10 protein-coding genes and 1 pseudogene are annotated in these 15,686 nt (G+C 34.0%); 10 read left to right on the forward strand and 1 reads right to left on the reverse strand.

All coding sequences use genetic code 11. The annotated features are described in order from the left end of the window. Positions 1 to 82: 82 nt before the first annotated feature. From H3U49_RS05385 to H3U49_RS05400, 4 genes are all read left to right on the forward strand, one after another. Positions 83 to 697, forward strand: coding sequence for an ECF transporter S component (locus tag H3U49_RS05385; protein WP_198180275.1), 615 nt, complete (start codon positions 83 to 85; stop codon positions 695 to 697). A 180-nt stretch (positions 698 to 877) separates the two neighbouring features. Further along, positions 878 to 1,627 (forward strand): ABC transporter ATP-binding protein, encoded by a 750-nt coding sequence (locus H3U49_RS05390; RefSeq protein WP_198180276.1) that lies wholly within the window; start codon positions 878 to 880, stop codon positions 1,625 to 1,627. 11 nt (positions 1,628 to 1,638) lie between these two features. Further along, on the forward strand, positions 1,639 to 3,444 hold the full coding sequence (locus H3U49_RS05395; protein WP_198180277.1) for an FtsX-like permease family protein: 1,806 nt from the start codon (positions 1,639 to 1,641) through the stop codon (positions 3,442 to 3,444). A 51-nt stretch (positions 3,445 to 3,495) separates the two neighbouring features. After that, positions 3,496 to 5,310: an FtsX-like permease family protein gene (locus H3U49_RS05400; RefSeq protein ID WP_198180278.1), complete on the forward strand. Its 1,815-nt coding sequence runs from the start codon at positions 3,496 to 3,498 to the stop codon at positions 5,308 to 5,310. A gap of 321 nt (positions 5,311 to 5,631) precedes the next feature. Here H3U49_RS05400 and H3U49_RS05405 read toward each other — a convergent pair. After that, a pseudogene (locus H3U49_RS05405) lies at positions 5,632 to 6,882 on the reverse strand (MFS transporter). A gap of 100 nt (positions 6,883 to 6,982) precedes the next feature. On the opposite strand from H3U49_RS05405, the gene H3U49_RS05410 reads away from it, so the two are divergent. The 6 genes from H3U49_RS05410 (at position 6,983) to H3U49_RS05435 (ending at position 15,650) form a co-directional block, all read left to right on the forward strand. Then, complete coding sequence (locus H3U49_RS05410) at positions 6,983 to 7,831, forward strand: helix-turn-helix domain-containing protein (protein ID WP_198180279.1); 849 nt, start codon at positions 6,983 to 6,985, stop codon at positions 7,829 to 7,831. Between the two features lie 227 nt (positions 7,832 to 8,058). Further along, the gene (locus H3U49_RS05415) at positions 8,059 to 9,066 is read left to right on the forward strand and encodes an SLAP domain-containing protein (protein ID WP_198180280.1); all 1,008 of its coding nucleotides are present in this window, start codon (positions 8,059 to 8,061) and stop codon (positions 9,064 to 9,066) included. A 311-nt stretch (positions 9,067 to 9,377) separates the two neighbouring features. After that, positions 9,378 to 10,019, forward strand: a complete 642-nt coding sequence (locus H3U49_RS05420; protein ID WP_198180282.1) for a hypothetical protein — start codon at positions 9,378 to 9,380, stop codon at positions 10,017 to 10,019. A gap of 658 nt (positions 10,020 to 10,677) precedes the next feature. After that, entirely contained in the window at positions 10,678 to 11,406 is a 729-nt protein-coding gene (locus tag H3U49_RS05425; protein WP_198180284.1) for a hypothetical protein, read from the forward strand. 1,341 nt (positions 11,407 to 12,747) lie between these two features. After that, the gene (locus H3U49_RS05430; RefSeq protein ID WP_198180286.1) at positions 12,748 to 13,680 is read left to right on the forward strand and encodes an SLAP domain-containing protein; all 933 of its coding nucleotides are present in this window, start codon (positions 12,748 to 12,750) and stop codon (positions 13,678 to 13,680) included. 377 nt (positions 13,681 to 14,057) lie between these two features. Next, on the forward strand, positions 14,058 to 15,650 hold the full coding sequence (locus tag H3U49_RS05435; RefSeq protein WP_046331504.1) for an ABC transporter ATP-binding protein: 1,593 nt from the start codon (positions 14,058 to 14,060) through the stop codon (positions 15,648 to 15,650). Positions 15,651 to 15,686 lie beyond the last annotated feature (36 nt).

Genomic DNA, 15,686 nt, shown 5'->3' on the forward strand with positions numbered 1-15,686 from the left:
ACTAATACTTAGCAGAGATAATATTTGCGACAAATAATTCTAAGCAATATAATAGCAAGGTGTTTTTTTAAGGAGGACGCAAATGCGCAGAAAAGAAACTAAGAACCTGGCTATTACTGCCATATTTGTCGCAATCTTTTTATTGCAAACTTTCATTCCTAATATCGGTTATATTCGCATATTGCCAACTTTGCCGGCTATAACTACTATTCCTTTGACTGTTTCCATTTATTCTTTGCTTATGGGACCAATTGCCGGCACATTTTTTGGTATTTTCTGGGGTATTGCCCGTATGGTGCAGGCATATACGCAACCAGGCGATATTGTCAGCTTAATGCTCTTTCAAAACTTTGCGATTGCCGTAATTCCTAGTGTTTTGGCGGGTCTTTTTCCAGGACTGATTGGAAAATTAACTGCTAAAAAGAAAAATAGCATTAAAGAAGTAAGCTACACGGTTGCGGGAGCAGTGACTTCTTTAACTAACACTGTTTTTGTAATTCTATTAACCAGTCTGGTTTTCATGGGCAACTCTGCCAAACTGCTAGGCCATTTGGGCAGCTTCACTCAGGGGACGCCTTTAATTACAGCGTTAATAATTGCTTTAGGTTTGAACGGCCTGGTTGAGGCAGTATTTACTGCAATTGTGACACCAATTATTGTGACGCCACTCAACAAGGTGCTGCGCAGAGTGGGCTAAGAGAATTGAAGTTTTTTTAAGAAAAACTTAATATTCTTAATTGACCGTTAAAAATAAGGAAAAAGTATTCAGATAAGTCTTTCTAAATTGGAAAGGCTTATTTTTCTATTGACAAAAGTTAGAAATACAATTAGTGTATTAGATAAATAGTACAGAAGTATTGCAACGAGGATTTTACAAATGACTGAAATTTTACGAGTAGATCAAGTTACTAAGACATATGGCAAGCGGGGCGAAAAGCAATACCAGGCTCTCAAGGGCATTAATTTTGCGGTTAATTCAGGTGAATTTGTAGCCATTATGGGCGCCTCTGGTTCCGGTAAAACAACTTTGCTTAACATTTTGTCAACTTTGGACAAACCGACAACAGGCAATGTTTTTATTAACCATGAGGATAACAGCACTTTAAATGCCAATCAATTAGCTGACTTTAGAAGTAAGCAAATCGGCTTTATTTTTCAAGATTTTAATTTGCTGGAAAATTTAACTAATCGTGAAAATATTGCCTTGCCTTTAAGTTTAAGGGGTATTTCTCCAAGAAAAATTGATCCGCTGGTTGACAAAATCGCAACTAGACTGGGCATTAAAGAAATTCTGCCCAAGTATCCTGCTGAGGTCTCGGGTGGGCAAAAGCAGAGGGTAGCAGCTGCCAGGGCGTTAGTACATGAACCTGCAATTCTGCTTGCCGATGAGCCGACGGGTGCCTTAGATTCAAAGAGCGCCCGTGAATTGCTCTATACTATGGCAGATTTGAATCAAAACGATGGCATCACCACTCTGATGGTTACTCACGACCCGTTTGCTGCCAGTTTTGCCAGTCGTATTTTATTTATTAAAGACGGCAAGATTGGTGAGCAAATGTTGAAAAAAGGTCAGTCCAGACAAGAATTTTACCATCTATTAATCGATCACTTAGATACTGACGAATAAGGAGAACTAAAATGGTTTGGAAGTTGTCCTTAACGGGAATCAAAAGTCGTTTTAAAGATTATGCGGTTTTATTTTCCGGCTTGGTTGTTGCCAGCATGATCTTTTACATGTTCCTTACAATCACAATTAATCCTACTTTTATCAAAAATGATATTTCAGCACCAAGTAACTATGTTCGGTTCACTTTTGCCTTTGGTATTATCTTGCTGATAATCATTACTATGGTTTACCTGGTTTATGCCAATTCTTTTTTGTTGAGCATGCGTAAACACGATTACGGTATGTATATGATGCTGGGAGCTAAGAGTACCAAAATTGGGTTACTAATTTTTTTGGAAACTTTAATAACTGGCATTTTAGCTACACTAGTGGGTATTGTGCTCGGGTTTGGCCTGACTGCAATAGTGTCACAGCTGTTGATATCTCGCTTAGGGTTGACAGTGAAACATTTTGCGGTTGTTTTACCAAACGCTATCATTTGGACGATTATCTTCTTCATTATCATGTTCTTATTCGGAGCTTTGAAAAATGTCCGTAAATTGACCAAGACGCCAGTAATTGAACTATTGCGCGATGACCAAAAGCCAGTTGCTTACAAACACCGGCCGGTCTTGCACTGGATTCAAGGAATACTGGGTCTGTTACTTTTAGCTGCAGGCTACTTTATTTTGGGTCTTCCAGGCGGTGCTATTTTATTTATTATTCCAGCAGCGCTGGTGACAATAGTCGCTGGCTCCTATTTCACATTTAACGCTTTTTTCAGCACCTTAATCGGATTTTTGCTTAACCGCAGAAGCTTTTCTTATCATGGCATCCGGGTATTTACTTTAGGCCAGTTGAAATTTCGATTGCATGATTATACGCGAATTTTGACAGTTGTTTCATTGCTTTTTGCCTTGGCACTTGGAGCTATTACTGTGGGGCTTAACTTCAGCACGCTCAGTGAGCAGCTTGAAGACAATTTTTATTATGACACTACTATTATCAGTGACTCTCCCAAAGTTGAGCAGGCTAAAAATAAACTGACGATTACTCGTGAGCAAACCTATCATTATAAAGAACAGGGTAAATATTTGTATTTTAACCGCAGTGAATTTAACAATAACCCGGTAAAAAACGTCAAGTTTTACATGAAAAATGGTAAACCGGCATACAAGAAGGTCAATTTGCCCACTGAGAAATTGGACGTCCCAGCGACATACGCTAACAATGCCTTTGGTGCTATGGTTCCTGATGGTATTGCTAAAATCATTCGCCTGGTTTCACCAAAAAAATGGACCGAGAAAAAAGGACAAGACAAGTTTGTCAGCTTTGTAAAAGTGAAAAACTTTGATCAGGATTTCCCCACCATCTTAAAATTGCAGAAACAACAACTGAAGGAAAATCCTGCTTATTCTTATATTTATACTTCCAGCAAGGCGGGCAGTTTCCAGTTAATCAAGAATTTCAGCAGCGGTTTTGAATTTATGGGCTTCTTTTTAGGCTTCGCTTTCCTGACCATGCTGGCTTCAACTTTAATGTTCAAGGTCTTAAGTGGCGCAGCTAGTGACAAGGTGCGTTACCAAATGTTATTTGAAATTGGCACAAGGGCAAAAGTTTTGCGTCAATCTATTAAAAATGAGATTGGAGTGCTGTTTATTCTGCCCGGCGTATTAGGCGTAATCGATGTGCTCTTTGGGTTGAGGCTGTTTAAATTGCTCTTGCCACACCCATACCAGAACTTATGGATTCCTTTTACAATTTTTATCGTGCTATACCTGATTTATTACTTATTAACCGTAAAACTATATGAAAAAATCGTCCTGGAATGTGAGTAAAATTGGGAGCAGTAAATAGATTCTTGTTTTTAATTAAAGAAAGGAGCAGTAATGATTTGGAAACTGTCTGTGACGGGGATTAAGAATAGGCTAAAAGATTATCTGGTATTATTTTCTGGTTTAATTGTTGCCAGCATGATTTTCTACATGTTCTTGTCAATTGCTACTAACCCTGTATTTATTAGTAAAGATGTCTACGGTAGAACAGCATACCTAACTTATATTTTTACCTTTGGCATTATTTTGTTAGTAATCATTGCATCGGTTTATCTTGTTTATGCCAATTCGTTTTTGTTAAGTATGCGTAAGCATGACTATGGCATGTATATGATGCTTGGAGCCAAAAGCACGCGGATTGGTTTACTAATTTTTTCTGAAACTCTGCTAACCGGCTTTTTAGCAGTTCTGCTGGGAATAATACTGGGGCTTGGGTTGACCACTATAGTTACCAAGGTGCTGGTAGGTAAATTAGGGCTCGAAATTACGCACTATAAGGCAATATTACCCAGCGCAATAATAGGGACACTGCTTTTCTTTGTTATTATTTTTCTCTTGGGTGCACTGAGCAATGTGCACAAACTTACACATACTCCGGTAATTGATCTTTTACACGAAGATCAAACTCCCATTAATCTTAATCATCATCCACTTTTGCGGGGAATTGAAGCAATTTGCGGTGTGCTTTTGCTGGCAGTCGGTTACTATGTAATGACTCTGTCCACCAGATATATTTACTTTCTTATTCCCACCGCCTTAGTAACAATTATTGCTGGCTCTTTCTTCGTCTTTAATGGCGTCTTTACGGCTATTATTAATTATTTACTTAATAAAAAGTCTTTTTCATATCGTGGCATTAATGAATTTACTCTTGGTCAGTTGAAATTTCGTTTGCAAAGCTACACCAAGATATTAACTATGATTTCAATTCTGTTTGCCTTGGCTTTAGGTGCAATTACCGTGGGACTTAATTTTGGTTCCATGAAGGATGAAACGCAAAAAAGCATTTATTATGATGCTACAATTATCAGTCAGATGCCAGCAGTTAAAAAAGCAGAAGCAAAGTTAACCATTACTAACAAACAGACTTATCACTACAAAGAAAAGGGGATGCACCTCTACTTTAACCGCACGGAATTTGAAAAACAGCCGCTGAAAGAAATAGAAATCTATTTTCATAACAATCAAGACAATTTACCTACATATAAAGTGAAAACACTGGTTACTGCCAAACTGGATAAACCGGAAACAGCTGCCAACAGCATTTTTAGCCAAATGGTGCCTAATGGCATTCCTAAGAAAATTAAGCTAGTTTCACAGCAAAGATGGAATACACTTAATGGTCAGAAAAAATTCGTCAGTTATATTAATGTCAAAGACTTTGCCCATGATTTTCCAGTGATTAAACAAATTCAAAAAGAGCAACTGAAGGAAAATCGCAACTATAAAGATATTTACCTTTCTTCAAAATCATATAACTATAACAATATGATTGGCTTTACCAGTGCGTTTGAATTTATGGGCTTTTTCTTAGGTTTAGCATTTCTGACTATGCTCGCTTCGACGCTAATGTTTAAAGTTTTAAGCGGTGCTGCCAGTGACAAGGTGCGCTACCAGATGCTACATGAAATTGGAGCTAGACCACAATTATTGCGTAGTTCAATCAGAAAAGAGATTGGTACTTTGTTCACCATGCCTGCAATTTTAGGCATAGTAGATGTTCTTTGTGGCTTACAACTGTTTAAAACATTGCTGATATCTCCATACCATAATATCTGGATTCCATTTACAATTTTTATTGTGCTTTATCTGGGTTATTATTTGTTAACAGTTACATTATATGAAAAAATTGTACTCACAAATAAATAATTATAAAAAGACCGGATTTTGAAATAAATTTTCAAAATCAAAATAGTAACTCTTTAATTGGTGGGAATTCACGCAACATCTCATGAAAAAATAAGCAGAAGTCGCTTAGACTAATGCTTATTTTTTTCGTCTAGTCGTGTCCTTTTGGATACGATTTTTTAATTGTTCAAATTGTGCAAAATTACCCGGTAAAAAGACTTTAATTTCACAAAATCTTAATTGGAGAACGCTTTTATCCCTAGTATGCAAAAAATTGGTATGGCTTCCAATAATTTATGTTGGATTGGTCTGGATTTTTTGGGTAAAAACATCGATAAACTTTTATGCAATTTCAGCTTGTTTTGTTTTGTTGACTTTTATCATTACAGTTAAAGTAACAGTGAAGACGATTGCACTAAATCCCAAGACACCGTACAGGGCATAACTAACGTTGATTGTACCAGCTATGGTGGTAAATAATGTCGTCATTAATGGACCAGCGATTGCCAAGATAGTGTTTAAAAGCCCTGCTGAAGAAGCTAAAATTTTGCGATCTACGGAGACAACCAACCATTGCATTAGCTTAGGGCTGCTCGTACCAGCTAAGAAACCAAGAGTGGTCATTAGAATAAGGCAGAACACTATATTCTTATTTAGGATGACAGTAGCCATAATGGCACTACTAATAGTAGATAATAAAGATAGCTGGAAAAGCGACGTGTTTTTAAGGAGTTTGGTGCCGACTGCACTGCCAAGAGCTAAACCAATTGCGGCAGCGGCTCCTAGAAGTGCGATGGTGAAACTATAACTGCCAATAAGCATGCTTTTGTTACCAGCAATAACGATAGAAATTAATGGCTGGACAGAACTGAGCAAACCATTAAGCATGGCTACAACTAAAACAATCGTTAAGAGTCCGTGGGCTTGCCTTACTTGTCTCAATGATGAACCAATTGTGGCAAAGAAGTTTTGGTCATTGACCTCTTCCGTCTGTTCAGGCTGTTGCTTATGAACGTTCGTCCCAATGTTGGCATAAAGTAAGCCTGCTGCTAAGAAGGTTAGTGCGTTGACAATGGCCAGTTCTGAGTATGACATGAAGAGCAGGAGCCCGGAGACAACAAATTGTGCAACTAGCGTAATTAGTTGTGATACGCCGCTCGTAAAACCCTGAGCTTCGGCCATTTCGTTTTCACCGACGAGGCCAACGATTAGCGGCGTTTGTAAACCGCCAGAGTACATGCCGGAAAGATCAGATACAAAGTTGAGTCCGATAACCATTAAGACCAGGTTCCAGCCAGCAATATTGGTGGCAAAGAGCAGACCCACCAGCATGTATAACGCAAAGCGAATAACTGCCAGCCAGACAATTACGCGATACTTATTGTGTGTCCGGTCCGCCAGGTAGCCACTGAGACTTTGAATAAGGTCTGGAAGCGATTCGGTAATCGCAATCAAAGATAATGCTAGAGAATAATTTTTTAATTTGCTGGCATAAGTCATGAGGGCCAGTTAGAACAGGATGTTGCCTGCGCCGGATAACCAGCTGGCAAGAGTAAATTTTCTGTAGTTTTTATTCTTTAAAAAGATGTTCATGTTTTTACCTCTTTTCTTAAATATATATTTAGTATATTTTGGTTATAATGAAAAAGAGAGGAATGTCATATTTGACAGTTTAAAGTTAGAAGGAATAAAAATGACAATTGGGGAGTTGTTAAAAGATTATCGGATAAGTCAAAAAAAGACTCAGAAACAATGGGCAAAAGATGTGATAAGCCCTTCATTCTATGCGAAAGTAGAGAAAAATTTAAGTCGGATCTCTGCCGAAGATTTAATTGAATTGCTACATTCTAATCAAATTCCAGTGATTGATTTTTTCAGTAAATTAAATCAAAAAGATAAGTCGATTAATCAACAAGAATTAGAAATAAATCGACTTATTAATGAAGCATATTACCAAAATTCAAAAAAAGAGTTGCAACAAATACGAGATGTAGTTGCTGAAGGTGAATTGCCTAATAAAAATGATGAATTACTTCTTATTGATGCCTATATTGCGGTAATTAGTAAAGACCTTACAATGCTAGATAAAGAAGTTATAGACAGAATGAAAGAAAAAGTTTTTAATATTTCTAATTTTGATGAAGATGGATTAATTATGTACTGTAATTTCATGAGCTTTTATGATTTGAATAGCAACTTATTGCTATCTAAAAGGATAATAAAACAGCTTGTTGGATCAAGCAGTGTCAGAATACAAGACAAAATTTTGGCTATCATTATCAATATGCTGATTTTTTGCATTAGAAATAAGCGATTTGAAGAAACTGAGGTATTTGTTAATTATGCGGATCAAATAAAAACAAAACCGGAGGTTTTCTTTTATAAGCTGCTGATACCGGCATTTTATAATATAGTTAAATATCAAGATAATCATGATAAAAAATATCTGGATGAAACAGAAATAATAATTAAAAGTATCAAATTAGCGGGAATGCCAGATTATGGTAAGGAGTTAGAAGAGCTTTTAGTTGCAAATAAATAAACTTAAAATTGTCATATTTGATTTTGAAGTGACCTCAAAATTTAGGACAAATTTGGGGGTATTTTTATGTCTAAATTATCTAAACAAGATAAAATTGAGATCTGTCATCTTTGGCACAGCTAATTAGTTTGCTTTTGCTGATTTTTTGGCATTTCTAAAGAATATTATCCACTCATAAATACATGCAATAACTGCTATTAGAATTTAAGGATAAAGGAGTAATTACAATGAAAATTAACAAAAAATTGTTTATTAGCTTATTAGCTGGAATATTGACAACAACATCATTAGCAGTTACTACAACTAATATTGATCAAGCTCAAACTACTACGTCAAATGTAAATTCTGAGCAAGGCAAGCTAACCTTGAATCATAAGACTCGTGTTTATAACAAAAAGGGTAAGAAAAAGTATTCTTATCTTAAAACGAATGGGCTGCTAAAAAAGGGTGCTTTAGTAAGATATGTTGGCAAAATTAAAGCCCTATCTGATCCAGATACCAAGCGTTATTCCTTTAATGACAAAGATATGAACTGGTATTATCTACCATATAAAACAATTAAAGGTAAACAATACTACAACATCGGTCATGGCGGTTATATTAAAGCTATAAATGTTGATAGTATCAATGGAAATAAGTTATTTACTAATTATGCTACTGTTACAATAGCATCATCGCCATTTTCTTCTGATAAAGATTTTACAAAAGCAAATCTTGTTAATAATAAAGGTGAATTTACCAATAAATATGTCAAAAAGGGTACGAAACTAGTGGTTGATCGTCGCAGTAATAGAGAAGAACTAGCAGGGACGACTAAAATTGATATGCTTGATAATGGAGTTCTAGAAGTATTCCGCATAAAAAACAATAAAAAATTGTTTGTTTTAAGAGACGACCTTAAAACGCAGCCTCGTCAGCAACTAATACCGTATACTAATATCATGCATGTAAGATTTGTGAATGACGCATATCTTTATAATATAAAAGGAGAATTTGCGGACGATTCATGGTTTAGTTCAGGTGATACGGTTTCGGTTACAGGATTAAGATATATATGGGTTCCAGCAGATAAAAAAGCAGAACTATTTTATGAAGTTTTAGATTCACCTTCATCGATGTCAAACTGTAATTTTGTGAAAGCTTCGACTGCTAAATATACTTTTGGCAATCATTTAGAGCCCGTGAATACAGTAGCTGATGTCACACTAGCCAACATAGAAAAAGACGTAAAATAATCTTACCGCGTTTAGTGCACTATCTTGAGAAGTTGACTGACTTCTCGTAAAGGTGGTGAAAAGACGTGTCTGATGTTCTAATTCTAATTCTTTTGTATCTTGTAATTACCACAATTCGAGATGTGTTGAATATCGTAAATGGTATTCTTAACGAACTACTTAATAGTACAAAAGTGAGGCCTAAGATTTTGTCTTAGGCTATTTTTATAGGTGTAAATGATTGAGCAAAATTAATTAAAGATATATAATTTTGTTATTAAAATATTAATTTATTAAGAAATGATATATTAAATCAAAGTAGGTTGGTAAAAATGAAAAAATCACTTAGTATAGCAGCAATTGCAGCTGTTTTTGGTGCAAGCTTGATATTTAGTGCAACAAGCAGTAATTATGTGCCTGTTAAAGCAGCTGACGTAAGCGATACAAATACTGTAGTCAATAATCAGGGTGTGTCTGATAAAACATGGTCTAACAAACTGACTAAAGCTGGCTATGTTTTCAAGTTAGCTAAAAATATAGCTACTACTGATGGCGGATTGTATCAAAGAAAAAATGGCTTACTTAAAAAATATAGTTTGAAGCATGCTAAAAAAGTTTTCGCTAAAAACATGTTATTCAAAATAGATCGCGCTATATCAGTAGAAAATGGTTCTTTAGTTCATATTGTGTCGCAAAATGGCAAATATAAGTTTTGGACTAATTTTTTAACCGGGACATACAATGTAAATGGTCATAAAAAATCTCTTAAACCATTAATAAAAACCGAAGTAGAAATGATCACTAATACTTCTAAAGAGAAAATAGCAAAAAAGCTAGTCACTGCCGAAAAATTGGCTAATAAATTAAAGGGTTCAGATAAAAAATTGGCTCAAGAATCAATTACTCAATTGAAGCAATGGATTGATAATGAAGTTTTTGCTAATATTCCTGTTCTTCTAATTGGTAGCCTGTAAGACAAGTAAACAAGTTTTTAATTTACTGCTGCTATCAAAGTGATTTTCTTATTAATTTACGAAGCACATGGAGCAGCTTAAAGTTAAAGGATTAAAAGTAGCAAATAGGCTAATTGGTCTAATTGTGAAATTACCAGGTAACGAAAAAAGGGAAGGCTGTTAAATCAGCCTTCCCTTTTGCTATACGGCTTCAATTTCATAAACAATTATTTGTTGCAGTTTTAAGCCGTGTAGCTTTAGGTTTCGTAGCAACCAAGATAGCTGTTACCTTTCTATAGTGTTTTTACACAAGTATATGCTGTAAACGATGCAAAATATTATGATAAAGATGGCAAAGCATTTACAGGTACACTCCTTCAAAAAGGTCCAAGCGTATCAGTAAGTACGGCTATTAAAATAATTAATTCAGATAGCAAAAAAGAGGAGCTATATTATCAGCAGGCAGATAATCCTAGATGTTTCTTTAAAGCCTCAGATATCAAGTATCTAGCTGGGCCAAAATTATCGGAGCCGAATAAATAGTTTAAAGTTTTAACTTTTTGCTTGCTTAATTCATATGTAGACATGATGCTTAAATTGACTTGATACAGTAAAGGTAGCCCTTAATAGACAATCAGAAAGATAGCTACTAGAATTTGAGCAGGGAGAGGTAATTGCAATGAAGAATATCAAAAAATTATTTATTAGTTTAATAGTTGTAATATTAACAATAACATTAGTAATAACTGTTATAACTAATAGTCAAGCTCAAACTATTGATTCTTGTGTAGAATCTAAGCAAGGTAAATTGTATTTGAATCATAAGACTCGTGTCTATAACAAAAAAGGCAAGCAATATTATAATATAGGTCATGGTGGCTATATAAAAGCTGTAAATGTTAATTCTGTTGATGGAAATTGGCTGTATGTAAATAACGCTACTGTAACTACTAAGGCTTGGTCAGGGAAATCGAATGGTAAAATTCCACTTTATAATGGTCATGGAAAAACACTTAAAAAAACAATCAGATCTGGGCAGAAAATAATTGTTGATGAAAAAGCCACTAGACCAGATTTTGGAGCACAAGTAGATATAGATACTTTGCCAGGTGTACGATATTTTTATCATATTAAGGGAACTAATGAGTTTATCACAGAATATGATATTAAAGGAAAGGTAAGACAAGAATTGCCTACGTATAGCATCTATAGTTTGGCATATATTTTAAGAGATACTCCATATTATGATAAAGATGGTAAAGTAATGAGACATCCTGGTCAAAAAGGAGATGAAATCAGAATATCAAAGGCTTTAAAGATGACTAGTTCTGATAATAATAAAGCAGAATTATTTTATAAAGTTGCAGCTGGAGGAGGAGATTTTATCAAAGCTACCAGTACTCAATAATTAGTTTGAAAAATTTGAAAGCAAATAAAAAGCAAGGAGTTAAAATGAAGTGACCGCCAAATTTATCCTAAATTTGGCGGTCATATCCTCTTTATTGCTTTTTTTGCTTCAAATTTACGAATTCCTCTTAGTATGGTAGCTGGTCTAAAACTACTGAACAAATTGAAACTGAGCCTAAACCAGTATTTTATAAGAATTAGCATTACTCATAAATATGATTGATTATCATTGTCAACCAGAAGATTGCTACTTGAACAACATCAAGATAATAATTAATAACTTAGCTTTAATTGGTATGCTAAAGTATCGTAAAAAGGTAGAAAAGTTTTTTATGAAAATATAAAAGTTGATAATGATTAATAAATATAGTAGTTGTTTTGAATATTAGGTATAGTTATATTAAATGGTAAAAGTTTGAATTTATAATTGGTCTGATTGTGAATTACCAGATAACGAAAAAATGAAAAAAGGAAAGATTGAACTCACAGTCTTCCCTTTTGCTATACTGCTTCAATTTCACAAACAATTATTTGCTGCAGTTTTAAGCCTTGTAGCACTATGCTTCGTAGCAACTTCTCTTAATGTACATTATGTAAATTAGCGATTGATCTAGCTGAATTTTTAACTTTTTATTTTAAAACGTTAAAAATTAAATTTAAAACATTAATTTTTTATTTTAAACGTTTTATTTTTTTATTATTTTAATATATACTAAATGCATAAACGAATAGACAGGAACAACTAGTGCCATTGGCTCAGCCTGTTTTATGAAAGTCAGAAATGATTTGGACTATATGATGATACACATCTACACAATTATCTTTAATATGGATGTCAACCTTACTGGAATTTATATCATAGCAGTTCTTTAATCATGATTAACAGAAAGTGATGAAATTATGTCTAAAATAATAGGGAACACAGCTTTTCTAATAGCAACATTTTGTCTTGCAAAGATCTATAAGGACAAGCCCTTCTTTAAATTCGTGAAACAGAATCGTGGGATACTCTTGCTTTCGTATTCTGTAATAGTCCTCTTAGGATTTGGAATAGTACAGGGATTTGGCCGCTTATTCCCACCATTTATTACACTACTAGTAGTGTTTATGTTGCTTGGCGTTTTCTATATCTTTAAAGATCGCAAAACAAGCTAGATTAAATTATAATTACTAGTTTTATAGCAGTCTTTTCTAACTTAGTTAGGGATGATTGCTATTTTTGATCTTCAAACTAAACGTAATAATGGATAAATTGTAAAAGAATAATATATGTTGAAATAAATGGGAATTAGTAGACATTAAAGAAAATAACTATTAAAATTTTAACAGAGAGGTAATTAAAATGAGAAAAAAGAAATTATTTATTAGCATAGCAGCCGGAATATTGGCAGCGACTTCTATATCTACTGTAGCAATAGATGGATACCAAGCTCATGCAGCACAAACTACTAACCAAGATGAAGATGAAAATCAAGAAGTACTGACACTAAATCATCGTACACGAATTTATAACAAAAAAGGCAAAAAAGTATATTCTTACCTTCGAGCTAACGGTTTATTACAAAAAGGTAGCTCAATTCAGTATGCTGGTAAGGTTCAAACGACAACTGATGCAATGGCTGAACGTTATTCATTTCATGATATTAACTGGAATTGGTTTTATTTACCTTATGTAACAATTAAAGGTAAAGAGTATTATAATATCGGTCATGGTGGTTATATCAAAGTTGTCAATGTTGCAAAAATAAATGGCAATGATTTATATACTAATGAGGCTTCTGTGACTACTAAGCTCTGGTCAACACAAACTAAAATACCTCTTTACGATAATCAAGGTAAACAGCTTGATAAATATTTAAGTGGTGGACAAAAGATAGTTCTAGATAAAGAAACTAATTCAGAAGAGTTTGGTCCAAAACGTATTAATACCCCACCTGCTATACAAAAATTATACCGGATTAAGGGTACAGATGAATTTATTGGTAATGTCTATATTAAGACCACTCCAAGACAGCTATTACCTTTTTATAGTGTTTTTACACAAGTATATGCTGTAAACGATGCAAAATATTATGATAAAGATGGCAAAGCATTTACAGGTACACTCCTTCGAAAGGGAACAAGCGTATCAGTAAGTACGGCTATTAAAATAATTAATCCAGATAGCAAAAAAGAGGAGCTATATTATCAGCAGGCAGATAATCCTAGATGTTTCTTTAAAGCGTCAGATATCAAGTATCTAGCTGGGCCTAAATTATCGGAGCCGAATAAATAGTTTTAAAGTTTTAACTTTTAATAAAAGGCAAGAAATTTCATGAAAATTTCTTGCCTTTTTGCTTGCTTAATTCATATGTAGACACGATGCTAATAATAATGGCATTATGTTAAGTTGCTTTGGTACAGGTGAAAGTGGATAGGAAATAAATTCTGTTAGTTTTTGGATTTGTCATATCCAACTTATTTATGTCAAATATGACAGTTTTATTAATAAAAATAAAAAGGCAATTATATTATTTATATCAACATACAGCATGGTCGAGATATGAAGGTAAATACTCTACATGTAGTAATGGAAAAGAAACTTATTGGGAAGTATTTAGGTATTTTTCCATTACATGCAAAGTGAGATTAAAGCAAATTAAGGAGAAAATCATGGTTTACAAATACTACTCGCACTTTAAGTTTTTTTGTTTAAATATTTTTGGATTAATTTCCAGTATGCAGAATATTGTTACAGCATACATTGTTGGTTCGTTAATTAATTTGGCAACAGCTAAAAATTTTGCAGCTATTCCAGTCTTTTTTGGTAAAAATATTTTGTTATTGATCTTAATTTTAGTCGCCACTTTAATTTTTGATTATCTTAAAGCAGACGCTGCTAAGCAGGTCAATACTAAGTTAAGGCTTAAAGTGATGAGGGGTATGCTCTCGGATGAGCAAGAAGATGCTTCTAATTTAGGTTTTTTAACTAATGATTTTAAACTTTTGGAAACAAATCGCTATGATGCTGAAATAGGAATTCTGATTTATTCATACACCGTCGTATTTGCTATGGTATTCGCTTTGTATCTAAATTGGCAGCTTACAATAATATTTTTTATTGGTTCGGTTATACCAACAATTGTTTCCACCTTTTTCCAAAAGCCTATTCAAAATGCTGCAGAAGCTTGGACAAATGCTAATGATAAATATGTTAATCAAACTAAAAATTTGTTATCTGGTACTGCTACCTTTAATTTATATGATAAGCAGGATAATGCAGTTAAACAAAATCAGTATAAAGTTAACCAATTAGAAGAAAAATTAGCCAAGATGAATGTGCTTAATACTAATACCAGTGCTTTTCTTAATGCAATTGCAATTATGGGTACTTATTTATTGCCGTTTGCAATTGGTATTGCATTAGTAATTAAAGGTCAAACTACTTTAGGTGCTCTTTTTGCAATAACGCAATTATCTAATTCATTTGTAAATCCAATTTTACAAATTTTGCAAGAACGAAATAATTTGTCTACTACAAAGCCAATTGTTCGAAAGATAAAGCAATATATACAAAAAGCAGATAATGTGGAGCGTGAACAAACCAATGATCCTACATTTAATGAACTACAAGTGCAAGACCTAGATTTAATGCGTCAGGATAAGGTATTAGCACAACATATTAATCTTGATATTAAGTCTGGCCAAAAAGTTGCGGTCATCGGACCCTCAGGATCAGGGAAATCTACGATGTTACAGTTTCTAATGTATGGTAAGTATGGTAAATCTAAAAAAATTATACTTGATCATAACGAAGTAGCGGCAGGATCGTTTACTAAGTTGTTTGCCTATTCCAGCCAGAGTGCAGTTATTTTTTCTGATACGCTTTGGTTTAATCTAACTCTAGGAGCCAATATAGCTAAAGAAAAAGTTCTTGAGGTATGTCAAGGACTACAGTTAGGACAATTAATTAAAGAAAAGGGATTTGATTATCAATTAGGTGACAATGCAGATCAACTATCTGGTGGCCAATTGTCCAGAATTGAGGTGGCACGGGCTATTTTAGCCAATCGACCAATTTTATTACTGGATGAAATTAATGCTTCACTTGATAAAACTTCATCAAAGGCAATTCACCAATATATTTTTGATTCAAACTTTACTTTTGTTGAAGTTATTCATCATTACGATCCAGAAGAACTGCAAAAGTATGATGTAGTTGTTGATTTTAATCAATACCAATTTAACGATAAGAGCCTGTCGTAGTCAGATAGATAATAACCCAATTTACCTCAGCATTAT

It is taken from the genome of Lactobacillus sp. W8174 (assembly GCF_016100975.1).
GTDB lineage: Bacteria > Bacillota > Bacilli > Lactobacillales > Lactobacillaceae > Lactobacillus > Lactobacillus juensis.